Here is a 16,913-nt window from a genome sequence, read left to right as displayed (position 1 = left end):
ATCGCCCTGTTCAAGCTCGTCTTCTGACGGCGACAGTGTCAACCACAGGCCTGGGGACCAGCGTTTCTCAAGGCGTGAAAAAGCCCAATCTTTTCAGATTGGGCTGAGCCGCTCCGGGAACACGCTAACGGGCAAATGCATAATAGCTCTTTGCCACTTATTTCAACCGCCCCGCTTTCAATCGGGTGGTGAATTCACTACATTGAGCGTAACTCTGCTCCCTCGACACGGACTGTCATGACAACCCTATCCCCGATCAGCCCTGCCATTCCTATCCAGATCCAGACTCGCTCTGCCGTCGCGGCATCGCCTGCAACAATGATAGAGAGTGCTGATGTCCTCCCGGCTCGACCAGCGGCAATCGTCAGCCTGGGCAACCCCGTGGCCGATGTCGAATCACAGACCTATTCCCGACTCGGGCAACTGCCCGGCCAGGAGATTGTTCGTGTCTGGGAAAAGACCAGTCAGGATGCCGTCACTCGCGTCATGGGGACCAACCCCAGATCGCTGTCGATCGCCAACCGTTTCCACGGCCTGGGCGCAGCCTTGGTGGAGCAATTCGCCAAGAGTAGTTCGAGCATTTCCCAGTCAGTGCTCCATACCACCACGGACAGGGCTTACGACGTCGCCGGGATAAAATCCGAACAGACGCTGCTGCACAATAAAGCCGACAACCTGATCAGCCTCAGTATCAAGACCGCCAGCGGCAAGACGGTCACCTTCAGTCTGACAAGCCAGGACGATGGTCTTGGCGTCCAGGCTACGGTGGATGGTGGCCCGCTGAGCGAGGATGAACTCAAGGCGATTGGCGCTCTGGGCGATGCGTTTCAGGCGGCTGTCGACGGGTTGACCGCCGAGCCGCCCAAGCTCGATCTGGGCAAGCTGACTCAGTTTGACTCCAGTGTATTGGCATCCATTGACCTGAACGCCAAGCTGAAGGGCGTGGACGGTGAGGATCTGACCCTCGCCTTTAGCGCCGACGACCAACGCCGCACCACGCAAATGAGCGGTCCGGATGGCAAACTGAACCTGAGCGTGGACCTGAAGAACAGCGCAATCCTGGGCGATGCCAAGCAACAGGCCAGCGCACTGAACAGCTACCTGGCCCAGTTTGACCGGGTGCAGGAGCGCGGCAGCGCCAAGGCGGCCCTGATGGAGATGTTCAAGGATGCGTTCAGCGCCATGAACAGCCACTATCCACAGGGCACCCCTCTACCTGAGCGATTGACCCGTAACGCAACGGACAAAGGCCTGTTGACCGGGCTGGCTGACTTCGAGGCGTCCATCACGCAGACGAACAACGCGTCGAACCCGATGCACCTGTCTGAACTCGATAGCTTTGCCTATACCCTCTCGCAAAAGACTGTCGTCGCAGGTTCCATCATGCGTGACCGCAAGATCGATCAAGTCCAGCAATCGAGTCTGTCGGCCAGCTTTCACAAAACCCTGAAGGGCGGCAAAGCACCTGCGCTAGGCAAAGATAACGAATCGCAGAACTACCTCTACGTACAAGTGAATGACAAGGCCAGCAGCTCGGCCAGCCTCGCCTACAAGGACGGCCGCCTGACCAAAGCCTCCGTCACGCAATCCGCCAGCCAGGACACCCGGACACAGAAGTATGTCATGGGCAAACTGATTGAAGAGACCGTGGTGCCCAAGCAAGCGTCAGCCAGCCGCAGCCACTTGGTATTGCTGGAGTACGCCGCCAAGGAAAGCAAGAAATCCAAGGATGCGTCGGAGCAAACCTTACTGAAGGAAGCGCTCGCTACCCTCCACGGTTCGGTGATGCTGCAGGAAAACCCTTCGGCGTTGATGCGTTGAACACAGTGCTTTGCGCTGGAACAACCGTCAGCCGGTTTGATTCGACCGTCGCAGTCATCTGCATTGCCTGCGGATTAGCCAGCAAACACTCAGCGAGGGCAGGCTCCAGCTCGACCCGCACTCGCCTTGTCAGGGCCCGAGCACCAAAGCGTGGGTCATGCTTTCGGCACAGCCAGTTGCTTGCCGCAACGTCCAGGACCAGCGTACGGCGATGCTGACCGAGACGCTGGTTGAGTTTGTTCAGTTCGATCTGCAACAACGCTTCCAGCCATTGGCTTTCGATGCGTTGGAAAACCAGGATGCGATCAATACGGTTTAGAAATTCCGGTTCGAACCAGGCGTGCAACGCTAGCTCCAACATAGCCTGCTCACCTTGTGGGGCGATGCCGAGCCAGCGCCGCCAACCGCGTGAAAAACGTTCCCTGTAGGTGGTCGCTTGCCGGGCTCCAATGTTGCTGGTCATGAAGATCAGGCTATTGCGAAAATCCAGCGTTCGGCTACCGCCCGCCAAGGTCAGCTGGCCGTTCTCAAGAATGCCCAACAAGCTGCGCACCACTTCCTTGCTGGCCTTTTCCAGTTCATCGAACAGCACGATGCCTGGGCGACTGTAGGTGCCTTGAATCAATTCACTATCGAACAGACTGACGCCCTCTTTACTCCCCACATAACCCGGTGGCGCTCCGGTGAGCGCCGCCGAGTAATGCTCCTGGGCCAAGGTGTGCATGTCGATGCGACAAAAAGCATCGGCGCGACCGTGTATGGCCAGTGCCAGCAGACGGACGATTTCGGTCTTGCCGACACCGGTCGGCCCCATGAACAGGTTCACCGACAACGGCCTCTCACGTTCACCAATATCGACCTTAACCACGTTTAGCAACGCCTCGACCGCGCTCATGGCATGTTCTTGGCCGACAATGCGACTGCGCAACAACGCCATGACTTGGGCGGGATTGAAGACGAAGCGTGAGGTCAACACATCTGCTGCCGGTGATGCGCTGGTCAGGCCAGGCTGTGGGTGGTTTGGGTCGATGCGATCATTCACCAAAGGCATGGTTTAGCCTGCGTGTTTTTCTTTACCGTCGTGGGGAATCTCTCCCACCGGGCAATGAGCCACGCCGACGGTGCTACGGGTAAGTTTTTCGACGTTTTCCCGGGCTTTCTGCGCATCCAGTACCCAGGTGCGGTAAAAGTCGAACGGGCAGTCAGCCACGCCCTTGTCGCCGTCCCCGGAGTTATAAACCCCGGTGTAACCGCGATGCAGCAGCTTGAACAAATGATTCTGTGATTGGTCGTTCGCTCGCGCATCGCGGATTTGCGAAACGGATAATTGTGCGTACTGAATGCCCATTTCCTCTTCACCGCATTCGCCCAGGGTGCGACCGTCGAAGCCAATGATCGCAGAGTGACCAAAGTAGGAGTAAACCCCATCGAAGCCGGCCGCATTGGCCACTGCCACATAGCAATTATTGGCCCAGGCCATGCTCTTGGACATCATCACCTGCTGCTCTTTGGCCGGGTACATATAGCCTTGGCACCGGACGATCAACTCCGCCCCTTTCATGGCACAGTCGCGCCAGATCTCCGGGTAGTTGCCGTCATCACAAATGATCAAGCTGATCTGCAGGCCCTTCGGCCCCTCGCAGACATAGGTCCGATCACCCGGATACCAGCCTTCTATGGGGCACCAGGGAATACACTTGCGGTACTTCTGGACGATTTCGCCCTGGTTATTGATCAACACCAACGTGTTGTAAGGCGCTTTGTGAGGATGGTCCTCATGCCGTTCACCGGTCAGTGAAAACACCCCCCACGTGTCTGCCGCACGGCACGCGGCGGAAAAGATCGCAGTCTCTTCGCCTGGAATGCTGGCGGCAGTCGCCATCATCTCATCGTGGTCGTACATGATGCCCATGGTGCTGTATTCAGGAAACACCACCAGGTCCATGCCGGGGAGGCCGCTTTTCATACCGGTGATGATGTCGGCGATCTTGCGGGCGTTTTCAATGACCTCGGCTTTTGTATGCAGCCGCGGCATTTTGTAATTGACGACCGCGACACCCACGGTGTCCGGGCTGCTGGAAATATCACCATGACGCATGAAATTTACCTCCGTTAATGGCTGATCATCCAAGGTCTGGAGCCGGTTTTACTCTTGAGCCCCTGTGGATTGGCGTTGGTCGGGGCCAGCGGTTTGTTCGGTGCGCAACAGCTGCACCCACTGGGGTGACGGCGGTTCTGCTGATACTCACCAAGGGTCTGCGGCGCGTGGGCACTTCGCTCGTTGGTCGCCATGGCCTGGCGTTGACTGCTCGACAACGTCGTCAGTGCCGGCGCAGACAACAGCAACCGCCCTCCTGGGCCCGCGCAAGACGGGCACTGGCACGACTCGTGCCGTTGGGCCATGGGCCGCAACATTGTGAAAGAGCCACAGGTTTGGCATTCGTACTCATAGGTCGGCATGGCGCTCTCCGGACATTGATCGGGCTCGGGCGTGTCTCACAGGTCCGGGGCGATCGGCAGATCGATACTGCCATCGAGGTGTTTGATGGGGCCGTTGGCGTTGGGGTTGATGTCGAACTCGAAGATTTCGGTGGGTAACCAGAGGGTCGCGCAGGCGTTGGGGATGTCGACCACGCCGCTGATATGCCCCTGCACCGGCGCAGAGCCCAACAGTGCATAGCCTTGGGCGGGCGAGTAGCCAAACTTGGTCAAGTAGTTGATCGCATTCAGGCAGGCCTGGCGGTATGCGATATTGACGTCCAGGTAGTGCTGTTTGCCGGCTTCATCCACCGAGATACCTTCAAAGATCAGGTAATTCTGGTAGGTCGGGATGATCGGACTAGGTTTGAACACCGGGTTCTTGATTCCGTACTTGGCCATGCCGCCCTTGATCAGCTCGACTTTCATATGCACCCAGCCGGCCATCTCGATTGCGCCGCAAAAAGTGATCTCGCCGTCGCCCTGGCTGAAGTGCAGGTCTCCCACCGACAACCCGGCGCCGTTGACGTAGACCGGGAAGAAAATTTTCGAACCCCGGGACAGGTCCTTGATATCGCAGTTACCACCATGTTCACGCGGCGGCACCGTGCGTGCGCCCGTGGCCGCGGCATCATCCCGGGCCTGGCCTTTGAGCTTGCCCATGTGCGCGGTGGCGGCCAGCGGGGCGTTGGCCAAGGGCGGCACGCGGGTCGGCTGGGTGTCGATCAGCTCCTGCTCACGGCGGTTCCAGTCGCCGAGCATTACCGGGTCGGGCAGGCAACCGATCAATCCGGGGTGGATCAGGCCGGCAAAGTTGACCCCGGGAATGTGCCGCGAGCTGGTGAACATGCCTTTGAAATCCCAGATGGCTTTCTGTGCGCTGGGAAAGTGGTCCGTGAGGAATCCGCCACCGTTCTGTCGCGAGAAGAAACCGTTGAAGCCCCACATCGATTCGGCTTTGGCGCCGATGTCCAGCAGGTCGACCACCAGCAGATCCCCCGGCTCGGCGCCATGCACGCCCACTGGACCGGACAGGTAGTGCACGGTGGACAGGTCGACGTCACGCACATCCGAGGCGTCGTCGTTGTTCTTGATCGCGCCGGCGGTCCAGTCGTAAGTCTCAAGAATAAAGTCATCCCCCGGCTTGACCCAGCAAGCCATGGGAATGTCCGGATGCCAGCGGTTATGGATCTGTTCGTTCTCGGTGGCGGGCTGGTTGAGGTCGACTTTGATCAAGGTATCGGTCATGGCGAAGCTCCTGAACATTAGGGGTGTACCGCGTTGGAACCAGTCTCGAATGGCGGCACGAATCGGCCAATACGTTGGATGACGTACCCCTGTAGAAGCTGGTTTACCAACTGCTACAAGGGGGGCCGATAAACCATCGCGCCGCCCGGCCGCACCTACACGGAGAGGTAGCGACTGATGGTGGCTTCGTCGACCTTGTCCCGGGTCTCTTCAATCACGAAGCGGCCCTTCTCGATCACCAGGAAGCGGTCGGCGATTTCCAGGGTGAATGACAGCACCTGCTCGGAGACCACAATGGTCAGGTCGCGCAGGTTACGGATCTCTTTCAACGTGCGGGCGATGTCCTTGATGATCGACGGCTGGATGCCTTCGGTAGGTTCATCGAGCAACAACACCTTGGGATTGGTCGCCAGCGCCCGGGCAATCGCCAGTTGCTGCTGTTGCCCACCCGAAAGATTGCCGCCCTTGCGCGAACGCATGTCGTGGAGCACCGGAAACAACGCATAGAGGTCTTCGGGCACCTGGCCCCGGGCCGATGCTGGCAGGCCGGTCTGTATGTTTTCCAACACCGTCATGCTGGGGAAAATCATCCGCCCCTGAGGCACATAGGCGATGCCGTGCTCCACCCGCTCGTGGGTTTCCAGGTTCGAGACGTCCTGGCCATCGACGCTAACCTGTCCCCGCCACTGCGGAAGGATGCCCATCAAGCTCTTGAACAGCGTGGTCTTGCCCATGCCGTTGCGGCCCATCACGGCGACGATTTCGCGTTTGGCCACGGCCAGGTCGAGGTCGTGGAGGATCTGGCTCTGGCCGTAACCACAGGACAGCTTGTCTACATTGAACATGCCTGCTTCCTCAATGGCCTAAATAGACTTCGATGACTTTCGGGTTGTTCTGCACCGACTCCATGCTGCCCTCGGCCAGGACCTTGCCCTGGTGCAGCACCGTGACCTTATGGGCGATGCTCTTGACGAACTCCATGTCGTGTTCGATCACCAGCACCGAGCGTCCCTGGCTGATGCGCTTGAGCAGTTCTGCGGTCTGGACGCGTTCGTTGACGCTCATCCCTGCGACCGGTTCATCGAGCATCAACAGGTCAGGGTTCTGCATCAGCAGCATGCCGATCTCCAGCCACTGCTTCTGACCGTGGGACAGCAGGTCGGCCTGTTGCTGCAACAGCTCGCCGAGAAAGATCTCCCGCGCCACCTCTTCTACCCGGGCAATCACTGCGGCGCTGCGTTTGAAGAACAACGCGCCAAACACCTTGCGCCCCGCCGGGTAGGACATCTCCAGGTTCTCGAACACCGTGAGGTTTTCGTAGATCGACGGGTTCTGGAATTTGCGCCCGACACCGGCACGGACGATGTTGTACTCGCGCATCTTGGTCAGCTCCTTTCCATCGAACTGAATGCTGCCGCTGGTGGCGCGGGTCTTGCCGCAGATCAGGTCGAGCACCGTGGTCTTGCCTGCGCCGTTGGGCCCGATCACCACCCGCACTTCATTGCGGTCGATGTACAGATTGAGGTTGTCCACGGCCTTGAAACCGTCGAAGGACACCGTCAGCCCCTCGATAACCAGCACCGGCTTGTTCATTTGAAAACCCACGGCGGTCATGGCTGCGTCTCCAGCGAAGGACGTTCAGGAGCCGGGGTCGGCGGCGCAGTGCGCGGCGTCTCCGGCTGGGGCGCGGCAACGGCACTTTGCTGCGGGGTACGCCGCAATAAACGGCCAAGGGTCTGGCGGCCATGGCTGTCCCAGAGTCCGGCCAGGCCATTGGGGAAATACATGACCACGGCAATGAACAACCCGCCCATCAGGTACAGCCACAATTCGGGGAACGACTCGGAGAAATAGGTCTTGCCGTAGTTCACCAGCAAGGCCCCATACACCGCGCCGAGCAGCGACATGCGCCCGCCGACAGCGGCAAAGATCACCATCTCGATGGACGGCACGATGCCGACGAACGAAGGCGACATGAAGCCCACCTGCAAGGCGAACATGGCGCCGCCGATGGCCGAGAAAGCAGCAGCGATGCAGAACACGAAAATCTTGAAACTGGCCACGTCATAACCGGAGAAGCGCACCCGTTCCTCTTTATCGCGCATCGCCATCAGCAGCCGCCCGAGCTTCGATGCGAGGACGAAACGGCCGATGAAAATGCAGCCGAACAACAAGGCCGCGTTGATGAAGTACAGCAGCAGCTTGGCGCTGTCACTGCGCAGGTCCCAGCCGAGCAGAGTCTTGAGATCGGTGATGCCGTTGACTCCGCCGGTCAGGCCCTGCTGGCCGACGATCAGCACCGTGAGAATCAGCGCGATGGCCTGGCTGACGATAGAGAAATAAACATCCCCCACCCGCCGCTTGAACAGCGCCATGCCAATGATGAAGGCCAGCACCACCGGCACCAGGATCACCGCCAACAGGGTGAAGCTGAAACTGTGGAACGGCACCCAGAGCCACGGCAGTTCGGTGATCTGGTTCCAGTCCATGAAATCCGGAATGCCCGGCGTCGACTGGATTTTGGTGCTCTGCGGGTCGGAGGCTTCGAGCTTGAGAAACATCGCCATGCAGTAGCCGCCGACGCCGAAGAACACCCCTTGCCCGAGGCTGAGAATGCCGCCATAGCCCCAACACAACACCAGGCCGACAGCGACGAAGGCATAGGTCAGGTACTTGCCCACCATGTTCAGGCGAAAGGCATCCAGGGTCAGCGGGAAGACCACGAAAATCAGCAGCGCCAACAGGGCCACGCCCAACAGGTTCTGCTTGCCCGCCAGCATCTTGTCTAAAAGCTTCATTGGCTCGCCTCTACTTGCGCACTTTGATGGAGAACAACCCTTGAGGGCGCAACATCAGGATCAGAATCACCCCGGACAGGGTCAGCACCTTGGCCATCGAACCACTGAGGAAAAACTCCGAGATCGATTGGGTCTGGGCAATGACGAACGCCGACGCAATGGTGCCGAACAGGCTTTGTGCACCGCCGAAGACCACCACCAGGAAGGTGTCGACGATGTACTGCGAGCCCGCGGTGGGACCGGTGGAGCCGATGGTGGTAAAGGCCGCGCCGGCCACCCCCGCGACACCACAACCGAGGGCAAAGGTCATGCGGTCGACCTTGCGCGTGTTGATGCCCACGGCACGGCTCATCAGCCGGTTTTGCACCGTGGCCCGCACTTGCAGGCCCCAGCGTGAGCGGTAGAGCAAGAGAAAAATGGCCGCGGTGAGCAGCAGGGTCAGGGCCATCATGAACAGGCCGTTGCGCGGGATCTCGATGGACTCAGTGAAGTTGAACGAGCCCATCAGCCACTCCGGCGACGTCGCGCTGACTTCACGGGCGCCGAACACCGAACGGAAGGTCTGCTGCATCACCAGGGACAGCCCCCAGGTCGCCAGCAATGTGTCCAGCGGACGCTTATAGAGCCGGCTGATCATCGCCCACTCCACCAGCCAGCCGATGGCCCCGGCCACCAGAAACGACAGGGCGATGGCGATGAAAAAATAATAGGGTTGAAACCATGGGGCGAAATGACTGGTCAGGCTCGAACAGACATAGGTGGTGTAGGCGCCGATCGTGAGGAACTCGCCGTGGGCCATGTTGATGACCCCCATCTGGCCAAAAATGATCGCCAGCCCCAATGCCATCAACAGCAGCACGCAGAACACGGACAAGCCGTTGAACCCCTGCATCGCCGCGATGGCACCAAATTCCGATAGCCATTCCATGATGATGGACTCCTGCTTGGAGGGAGGATGTGGAAAAACGATGGAGTTCCATCGCCGGCAAGCCAGCTCCTACAGAGTGTTGGAGTCGGCTTGCCGCGATAGGCCCAGACCTTACTGATAGCCTTTAGGGAACGGGTTCGGTTCGATCAGATCGGACTCGTACACCACTTTGAACTGGCCATCGGGCTGCACTTCACCGATGCGGGTCTTGCTCCACAGGTGATGGTTTTCATGCACTTTGACGTAGCCTTCAGGCGCGGTTTTCAGCTCGATACCCGGCGAGGCTGCAACCACTTTGTCGATATCGAAGCTGCCGGCTTTTTCCACTGCAGCCTTCCACAGCCATGGGCCCAGATACGCGGCCTGGGTCACGTCGCCGATCACCGAATCCTTACCGTACTTGGCCTTGAAAGCGTCGACGAAGGCTTTGTTGTTGGGGTTGTCCAGGCTCTGGAAGTACTTCATCGAGGCGTAGAAGCCGGCCATGTTTTCGCCGCCGATGCCCAGCAATTCATCCTCGGTCACCGACAGGGTGAGCAAGGTCTGCTTGGCCGAATTGACGCCCGCCGCATTGAGTTGTTTGTAGAAGGCCACGTTGGAGCCACCCACTACGGCAGCGAACACCACGTCAGGCTTCTTCAGCTTGACTTTGTTGATCAGCGAGCCGAACTGGGTGTTGCCCAGCGGGTAGTAGTCTTCGCCGACCACGGTGCCGTGCAGCACGTTTTCAATGTGTTTGCGCGCAATCTTCATCGAGGTGCGTGGCCAGATATAGTCCGACCCCACCAGGTAGAAGGTTTTGGCGCCTTTGGTCTTGGCGATCCAGTCAAGGCTGGCGAGGATTTGCTGGGTGGCTTCCTGGCCGGTGTAGATGACGTTTTTCGACTGCTCCAGCCCCTCGTAGAAAGTCGGGTAGTAAAGCAGGCCGTTTTCTTTCTCGAAGATCGGCAGCACAGCCTTGCGCGAGGCCGAGGTCCAGCAACCGAACACCGTGGCCACCTTGTCGTTGACCAGGAGCTTCTTGGCCTTCTCGGCGAAAGTCGGCCAGTCGGAGGCGCCGTCTTCCTGAATCACCTTGATCTGCCGACCGAGGATGCCGCCTGAAGCGTTGATCTGCTCGATGGCCAGGCGTTCGGCCTGAATCGAGCCGGTCTCGGAAATCGCCATGGTGCCGGTGGCCGAGTGCAACTGGCCAACCGTGACTTCAGTGGCGGTCACCGCCAGGCCAGTGCTGTTGGCCTCGTCCGCCCATACACCCTGGCTGAACACACTGGCAGCCAATAACGACAGGGCCGCCGCCCCCAGCGCCAGGCGGCGCGGCAACAGGCCTTTAGTCCGGATCAATCGTGGTTCCATGCTGCTACTCCTCTGCGGTGACGCTGACAGCTCGCCTTGGGGCGGCCGGCAACGGTGGTGGCATCAGCATGGCGACGCGGATCGGCGACGGGTATACGCAGCCTGACGTAAGCGCATACGTCATTTGACGTAGGGAAAAATGCACCAAGGCAGCGCAGGCTGTCGCTCCAGGCCCCGCCTGAACGGCACTGCGCGCACGCGCGCGCAGGCAACAGCTACCGCGGCAAGACGGCGCGGTGCAGGGCATGAAAATTGCTCGGCTATCCGCCACGGGCACACTCGCCAGGCACGGAGCGCCTTGACCCCAGGAGTCTTTCGCCGTGCTTCCACCTGGCACCCAGCGCATCGCCAAGATCCGTCGCGACTACAACAGTTGGGTCGCCGACGAAACCATGGAAGACTACGCCCTGCGTTACACACCAAAGTCCTTTCGCAAGTGGTCGGAGCTGCGCATCGCCAACACCGCCCTGGGTGCGGTGTCGTTCCTGGCCCTGGAGGCGATTGGCGGGGTGTTGGCCCTGAGCTACGGCTTCACCAACACTTTCTGGGCGATCCTCGCCGTGAGCCTGATCATCTTCCTCACCGGCCTGCCCGTCAGCTACTACGCCGCCCGCTACGGCGTCGATATGGACCTGTTGACCCGCGGTGCCGGCTTCGGCTACATCGGCTCGACCATCACCTCGCTGATCTACGCCAGCTTCACCTTTCTGTTCTTCGCCCTGGAAGCAGCGATCATGGCCCTGGCCTTGGAGCTGTACTTTCATATCCCATTGGCCTTTGCCTATGTGATCTGCTCTGTGCTGGTGATCCCCCTGGTGGCCTATGGGGTGACCCTGATCAGCCGCCTGCAACTCTGGACCCAGCCGTTGTGGCTGGTGCTGCTGGTGTTGCCCTATCTGTTTGTGCTGCTGAAAAACCCCGACGCCTTCAGCGACTGGACCAGTTTCCAGGGCCGTGATGCCAGCGGCGACTTCAATCTGCTGGCGTTTTGCGCAGCCTGTACCGTGGCCCTGTCCCTGGTGACGCAGATCGGCGAACAGGTCGACTACCTGCGCTTCCTGCCGGAAAAAACCGCGGCCAACCGCAAACGCTGGTGGGCCGCCCTGCTCTGCGCCGGCCCCGGCTGGATCCTGCCCGGCGCCCTGAAAATGTTCGCTGGCGCCTTCCTGGCGTTTCTCGCCCTGCAACACGAGATCCCCATCGAGCGCGCTGCGGAACCGACCCAGATGTACCTGGTGGCCTTCGGTTATGTGTTCGCCTCGCCGGATTGGGCCCTGGCGGCCATGGTGCTGTTCGTCTTCGTCTCGCAGATGAAGATCAACCTGACCAACGCCTACGCCGGTTCCCTGGCCTGGTCGAACTTTTTCGCCCGGGTCACCCACAGTCACCCCGGCCGTGTGGTGTGGCTGGTGTTCAATGTGGCCATTGCCCTGATGCTGATGGAGCTGGGGGTATTCGACGTCATCGACCAGGTGCTCGGTCTCTACGCCAACATCGCCATCGCCTGGATCGGCTCGGTGGTCGCCGACCTGGTGATCAACAAACCCTTGGGGTTGTCACCGAAATACATCGAGTTCAAGCGCGCTCACCTCTACGACATCAACCCGGTGGGCGTCGGCTCCATGCTGATTGCCTCGCTGCTGTCGGTCCTCGCCCACTTCGGTCTATTGGGTGCACTGGCCCAGGCCGCTCCGCCCTTCGTCGCCCTCGGCACCTCGCTGGTCATGACCCCGCTGCTGGCCTGGGCCACCCGCAGCCGCTATTACATCGCCCGCACCAGCGATCCGTTACTGCTGCAACCGGTGGCACCGAGCACGCAAATCACCTGCGGCCTGTGCAGCAACCCGTTCGAAACCGCCGACATGGCTTTCTGTCCGGCCTACAGCACGCCCATCTGCTCACTTTGCTGTTCGCTGGACGCGCGTTGCGGCGATCGCTGCAAACCCCACGGGCGTCTGTCGGCGCAGTTCGAAGCGCTGTTACATTGGTTGCTGCCCAATGCCACGGTGCCGCGCCTGCACACCCGGCTGGTGCATTACCTGGGCCTGCTGCTCGCGCTGATCCTGATGCTCAGCGGCGCTCTGGCGCTGATCTATGGCCAGGCCTCCCAGGGACTGCCCCACTCGCCGCAAGCCCAGGCGACGCTGTACCAGGCATTTTTCCAGGCCTTCCTGACGCTCTCGGTACTGGCGGCCATCCTCGCCTGGTGGGTGGTTCTGACGCGGGAAAGCCGCCGCGTGGCCCAGGAAGAATCGGATCGCCAGACCCTGCTGCTGATGCAGGAAATCGAAGCCCACCGCTTGACCGACCAGGCCCTGCAAGATGCCAAGGAGGCTTCCGAGGCGGCCAACGCGGCCAAGAGTCGCTACGTCACGGGACTTTCCCACGAACTGCGTACGCCGTTGAACAGCATCCTCGGTTTTACCCAGATCCTGCAGCGCGACGCGGCCATGCCGGAGCAGCATCAGGATGCCCTGGCGACCATCCTGCGCAGCGGCTCGCACCTGCTGTCGCTGATCGACGGCCTGCTCGATGTGGCCAAGATCGAGGCCGGCAAATTGCGCCTGGAACCGACGGAAATCCCCTTCCCGGAACTGATCCACGATCTGGAGCTGATGTTCACTCCACAAGCCCGGGACAAAGGATTGCGCTTTCGCCTGGAGCTGATCGGCAAGATGCCGGCGGTGGTGCGGGGCGACGAAAAGCGCGTCCGGCAGATCCTCATCAACCTGTTGGGCAATGCGGTCAACTTCACCGACAGCGGCGAGGTCTGCCTGCGGGTCAGTTACATGCGCGAGACGGCAACCTTCGACATTATCGACACGGGTATCGGCATCGACCCCGAGCACATCGAGCGAATCTTCCAGCCTTTCGAGCGCGGTGATCTGATGCGCCAGGACAAGGGCGTTGGCCTGGGCCTGACCATTACCCGCATGCTCACCTCGCTGATGGGCGGCGAGTTGCAGGTCAAGAGTCAGCAGGACAAAGGCACCTGTTTCCAGGTGCGCCTGTTTCTCTCGCAAGTACGGGTGCCGCAAGCGGTGATCCATGTCGAACACGACATCATCGGCTACCAGGGGCCGCGGCGTCTGGTGCTGGTAGTGGACGACCATGTGGACCATCGCAAGGTCCTCAGCGGCATGCTTACGCCCCTGGGCTTTGAAGTGGTCCAGGCCAGCAACGGCCAGGAAGCGATTCGCCAGGTCGCCCTGCTGGGGCCGGACCTGATCCTCATGGACCTGTCGATGCCGACGATGGATGGCTGGGAAACCAGCCGGCTGATCCGCCGCAATGCGTTGTCCATGGCACCGATCATCGTGATATCGGCCAATGCCTTTAACGACGAGCGCGAGCGCAGCCTGGCCAGTGCCTGCAACGACTACCTTGCCAAGCCGGTACACACCCCGGAGCTGCTCGAACGGATCCAGCAGCAGCTCGACCTGCACTGGCTGCGCCGCGAAAAACCAGCCCCTGCGACATTTCCCGAACCGGGGGTATTGCCCTCACAGCCTGACCTCATCGCCCTCGGCGAACTCAGCGCCATCGGCTACGTACGCGGTCTGCACGAAAAACTCGACGCCATCCAGGCCGAGACGCCCGCCACCGCCCCGTTCATCAACTCGCTACGCAAGCTGCTGAAAAACTTTCGCCTGGACGAAATCAACCGCGCCCTCAAGGAGGCAGAAGATGAATGCACTGACCACAGTCGCTGAACCCGGTGTCGTGCTGATTGTGGACGACACCCCGGACAACCTCGCCATGCTCTCCGACGCCCTCAACGATGTCGGCTACATGGTGCTGGTGGCCCTCGACGGGCTCAGCGCCCTGAACCGCATCGAACGCCGGCGTCCGGACCTGATCCTGCTGGATGCGATGATGCCGGGCCTGGACGGCTTCGAGACCTGCCGACGGATCAAGGCGCAACCGGCCAACGCCGATATTCCGGTGCTGTTCATGACCGCGCTGACGGAAAGCAGGCATGTGGTCCAGGGCTTTGAAGTGGGTGGCAGCGACTACGTGACCAAGCCGATCCAGACCGACGAAGTGCTGGCCCGGGTCGCCGCACACCTGCGCACCTCGCGCATCCTGCTGTCGGCCCGAGCGGCGTCACAGCCCGCCGCGTCGAGCCTGGACGACGAGCCGGCGCAGAGGGTGCTGTCGGCACGCTTTCAGCTCACCGGTCGGGAGGTCGAGGTTCTGCGCTGGGTGGCCTGCGGCAAGACCAACCGCGACATCGGCACCATTCTTGACCTGAGCCCACGCACCGTGAACAAACATCTGGAGCATGTGTATGTGAAGTTAGGTGTAGAAACGCGCACAGCAGCGACCTCCGTGGCCTTGTCGGCCATGACCGATTCTCGCAACAGTGCTTCAAGGTAAGCCACGATAACCAGACGTATTGTTGGATGAGCACTAGGGCCGTTTCGTCCTAGAGTGCCTTGGCCCAGCCGCGCAGTACGTACTTCTGGATCTTGCCCGTCGAGGTTTTCGGCAACTCGCTGAACACGACGGTTTTCGGGAGTTTGAACCCCGCCAGATGCTCACGACAGAAGCGGATGATCTCGGTTTCCCGAGTGTCCTGGCTGTCAGCTTTGAGGGTGATGAAGGCACACGGCGTTTCACCCCATTTTTCGTCCGGACGGGCGACCACCGCAGCCTCCAGTACCGCCGGATGACGATACAGAACGTCCTCAATCTCGATGGTGGAAATGTTCTCTGCGCCAGGCACAAACGGTCACAGGGCCGTAAACCTCGGTCAATCCATAGACGTGAGTGATCTTGATGCCCATCTCCTCGACCGCACCGATGACCTTGGCCGGCGGCGCGGCGCCCGCCACCATCGCGTTGACCGGATGATCGAAAGTGACCTTGGCCGAGTCTGGCAGGTTGACCAGCGCGTTGAGCACAATGGGCGCACCGCACAGGTGGCTGACCTGGTGCTGGTTGATCAGGGTGAGAATTTTTTTCGGGTCCACGCGGCGCAAAAACACATGAGTGCCGGCCAATGAACCCAACGCAGCCTCCAACGGTTGATCGATGAAGGGACGATTCGCAAGGTCAATACCGAAGCGACGGCGCGCCTGATCATGGGCGCCCTGCTCGGCGCGTCCTTGTGGATAGCCAATGCCGAAGATCCGCACACGGCGTCCGAGCAAGTGGTCGAGGGCTTCGTCGCATTGGCGTCCGGATTGCTGCTGGCGCCTGAAACAGCAGGTCAGTAGCGATCAGGTATTACAGGGCGACAGGTTATCCATCCTGCTCGAACTGCTGCACCGCCACATCACCCGCCATTGTACAAACCTACTAGTTGGTAGATGATAGGCACTTGAACAAGATTCTGTATCTTTCAGAAGCGCCCTACCCCACCCACACAGGAGAGACTGATGGACCTGCACAAGTTGCCCGGCCTCGACCTGACCAGCGCGCCGCTCATAACTATCTCGCAACCCTTAGCATTTGCAGCTAACAGGAAGACGGGAGTTACGAATGGTACGCCAGCCTCTGATCATGAGGCTCTCTTATGACCAGCATTCCTGCCTTGTCGCCAGTTACTTCTGTCTTACCGAATGCTGTAGAGGCTGAAAACAACCCGAGAGCGCTGACCACTAGCCCAGATTTTCAATCCCAACTGAAGGCTCAATCCAAGCCCCCTCTGTTACCGCCCAGTCCGGCAACCGCGCAGGTATTGACGGAGTCGACCGCAGATACGTCGCGCCGGCCGGACGTGGAAGCGATGCTTCAATTGCTGGCATGGCGAAAGATCACGTTCAATGCCCCGAGCAAGATTGGTCGATCGGTGCCTGGGGCTTTAGCGAGTGGCTTGGCTGTCCCGGACTACAGTTTCGCCGATCATACTTTTCTGGTGGGTACTGAGATGATCGACCTTGCTCGCGCCGACGAGCACAGTACCGTTCTGTGTCCAGAGCCTATCGAAGATCCGACCGCGTGGCGCGCCGACTCCTGTGGGAGCGATTTCACCGCTGGCGCTTCTTGCGAGGGCGGACTAAATGCAGCAGCAATTGCCGTGGCGCTGTCCGCAAGCACCCTCACCTGGATACCGATCGAAATAGTTCGAGCGCCACTGCAATCGCCCCGCATTCAGATTTGGCGCCGACGCAAGCCTCGTTCAGCCGAGGGCCATCACCCTGATCAGTCGGATGCGGATGTCGACAACAATCTCGGGTGATTGAAGCGGCGCTCGCTTATTAGAGCGAATGCCGCGGGCCCCCAGAGATACGTTATGCGGCCGTTAAAGTCGTGTGCAGCTTCTAGTTATTTACGTG

General features: G+C 60.1%; 14 protein-coding genes and 1 pseudogene. 5 read left to right on the top strand and 10 right to left on the bottom strand.

Annotated features, from left to right (window positions below):
* Positions 1–237 precede the first annotated feature (237 nt).
* Entirely contained in the window at positions 238–1,821 is a 1,584-nt protein-coding gene (locus MA884_RS02625) for a lactate dehydrogenase (protein WP_256228882.1), read from the top strand.
* On the opposite strand, the gene MA884_RS02620 is transcribed toward MA884_RS02625, so the two are convergent.
* The 9 genes from MA884_RS02620 to urtA all read right to left on the bottom strand — a co-directional run bounded on the left by MA884_RS02620 (position 1,766) and on the right by urtA (position 10,629).
* Positions 1,766–2,872, bottom strand: coding sequence for an AAA family ATPase (locus MA884_RS02620; protein WP_256228881.1), 1,107 nt, complete (start codon positions 2,870–2,872; stop codon positions 1,766–1,768). The genes MA884_RS02625 and MA884_RS02620 overlap by 56 nt on opposite strands.
* A 3-nt stretch (positions 2,873–2,875) precedes the next feature.
* A complete protein-coding gene (locus tag MA884_RS02615; protein WP_256228880.1) occupies positions 2,876–3,919 on the bottom strand; it encodes an aliphatic amidase in 1,044 nt (347 codons plus the stop codon).
* A 14-nt stretch (positions 3,920–3,933) separates the two neighbouring features.
* Entirely contained in the window at positions 3,934–4,281 is a 348-nt protein-coding gene (locus MA884_RS02610) for a zinc ribbon domain-containing protein (RefSeq protein WP_256228879.1), read from the bottom strand.
* Positions 4,282–4,317: 36 nt separating this feature from the next.
* Positions 4,318–5,547 (bottom strand): formamidase, encoded by a 1,230-nt coding sequence (fmdA, locus tag MA884_RS02605; RefSeq protein ID WP_256228878.1) that lies wholly within the window; start codon positions 5,545–5,547, stop codon positions 4,318–4,320.
* Between the two features lie 155 nt (positions 5,548–5,702).
* Positions 5,703–6,392: an urea ABC transporter ATP-binding subunit UrtE gene (urtE, locus tag MA884_RS02600; protein WP_256228877.1), complete on the bottom strand. Its 690-nt coding sequence runs from the start codon at positions 6,390–6,392 to the stop codon at positions 5,703–5,705.
* Positions 6,393–6,402: 10 nt separating this feature from the next.
* Positions 6,403–7,161, bottom strand: coding sequence for an urea ABC transporter ATP-binding protein UrtD (gene urtD, locus MA884_RS02595; protein ID WP_003203582.1), 759 nt, complete (start codon positions 7,159–7,161; stop codon positions 6,403–6,405).
* The gene (gene urtC, locus MA884_RS02590; protein ID WP_256228876.1) at positions 7,158–8,345 is read right to left on the bottom strand and encodes an urea ABC transporter permease subunit UrtC; all 1,188 of its coding nucleotides are present in this window, start codon (positions 8,343–8,345) and stop codon (positions 7,158–7,160) included. Before urtC ends, urtD begins: the two co-directional genes overlap by 4 nt.
* A 10-nt stretch (positions 8,346–8,355) precedes the next feature.
* Positions 8,356–9,273, bottom strand: coding sequence for an urea ABC transporter permease subunit UrtB (gene urtB / locus MA884_RS02585; RefSeq protein WP_256228875.1), 918 nt, complete (start codon positions 9,271–9,273; stop codon positions 8,356–8,358).
* A gap of 111 nt (positions 9,274–9,384) precedes the next feature.
* Positions 9,385–10,629, bottom strand: coding sequence for an urea ABC transporter substrate-binding protein (gene urtA, locus MA884_RS02580; RefSeq protein WP_047229346.1), 1,245 nt, complete (start codon positions 10,627–10,629; stop codon positions 9,385–9,387).
* Between the two features lie 320 nt (positions 10,630–10,949).
* On the opposite strand from urtA, the gene MA884_RS02575 reads away from it, so the two are divergent.
* Positions 10,950–14,342 (top strand): ATP-binding protein, encoded by a 3,393-nt coding sequence (locus tag MA884_RS02575; RefSeq protein ID WP_256228874.1) that lies wholly within the window; start codon positions 10,950–10,952, stop codon positions 14,340–14,342.
* Positions 14,317–15,009 (top strand): response regulator, encoded by a 693-nt coding sequence (locus MA884_RS02570; RefSeq protein WP_256228873.1) that lies wholly within the window; start codon positions 14,317–14,319, stop codon positions 15,007–15,009. The genes MA884_RS02575 and MA884_RS02570 overlap by 26 nt, the downstream gene beginning before the upstream one ends.
* A 49-nt stretch (positions 15,010–15,058) precedes the next feature.
* Here the strand turns inward: MA884_RS02570 and MA884_RS02565 are convergent.
* Positions 15,059–15,638, bottom strand: a pseudogene (locus MA884_RS02565) (AMP-binding protein); the annotation flags it as partial.
* 21 nt (positions 15,639–15,659) lie between these two features.
* On the opposite strand from MA884_RS02565, the gene MA884_RS27945 reads away from it, so the two are divergent.
* Both MA884_RS27945 and MA884_RS02560 read left to right on the top strand, forming a co-directional pair.
* Complete coding sequence (locus MA884_RS27945; protein ID WP_371134720.1) at positions 15,660–15,851, top strand: hypothetical protein; 192 nt, start codon at positions 15,660–15,662, stop codon at positions 15,849–15,851.
* 299 nt (positions 15,852–16,150) lie between these two features.
* On the top strand, positions 16,151–16,816 hold the full coding sequence (locus tag MA884_RS02560) for a hypothetical protein (protein ID WP_256228872.1): 666 nt from the start codon (positions 16,151–16,153) through the stop codon (positions 16,814–16,816).
* The last annotated feature ends 97 nt before the right edge of the window (positions 16,817–16,913 follow it).

It is taken from the genome of Pseudomonas sp. Q11 (assembly GCF_024494355.1).
GTDB classification, from domain to species: domain Bacteria; phylum Pseudomonadota; class Gammaproteobacteria; order Pseudomonadales; family Pseudomonadaceae; genus Aquipseudomonas; species Aquipseudomonas hefeiensis.
This window is presented reverse-complemented; position numbering and strand designations above follow the sequence as displayed.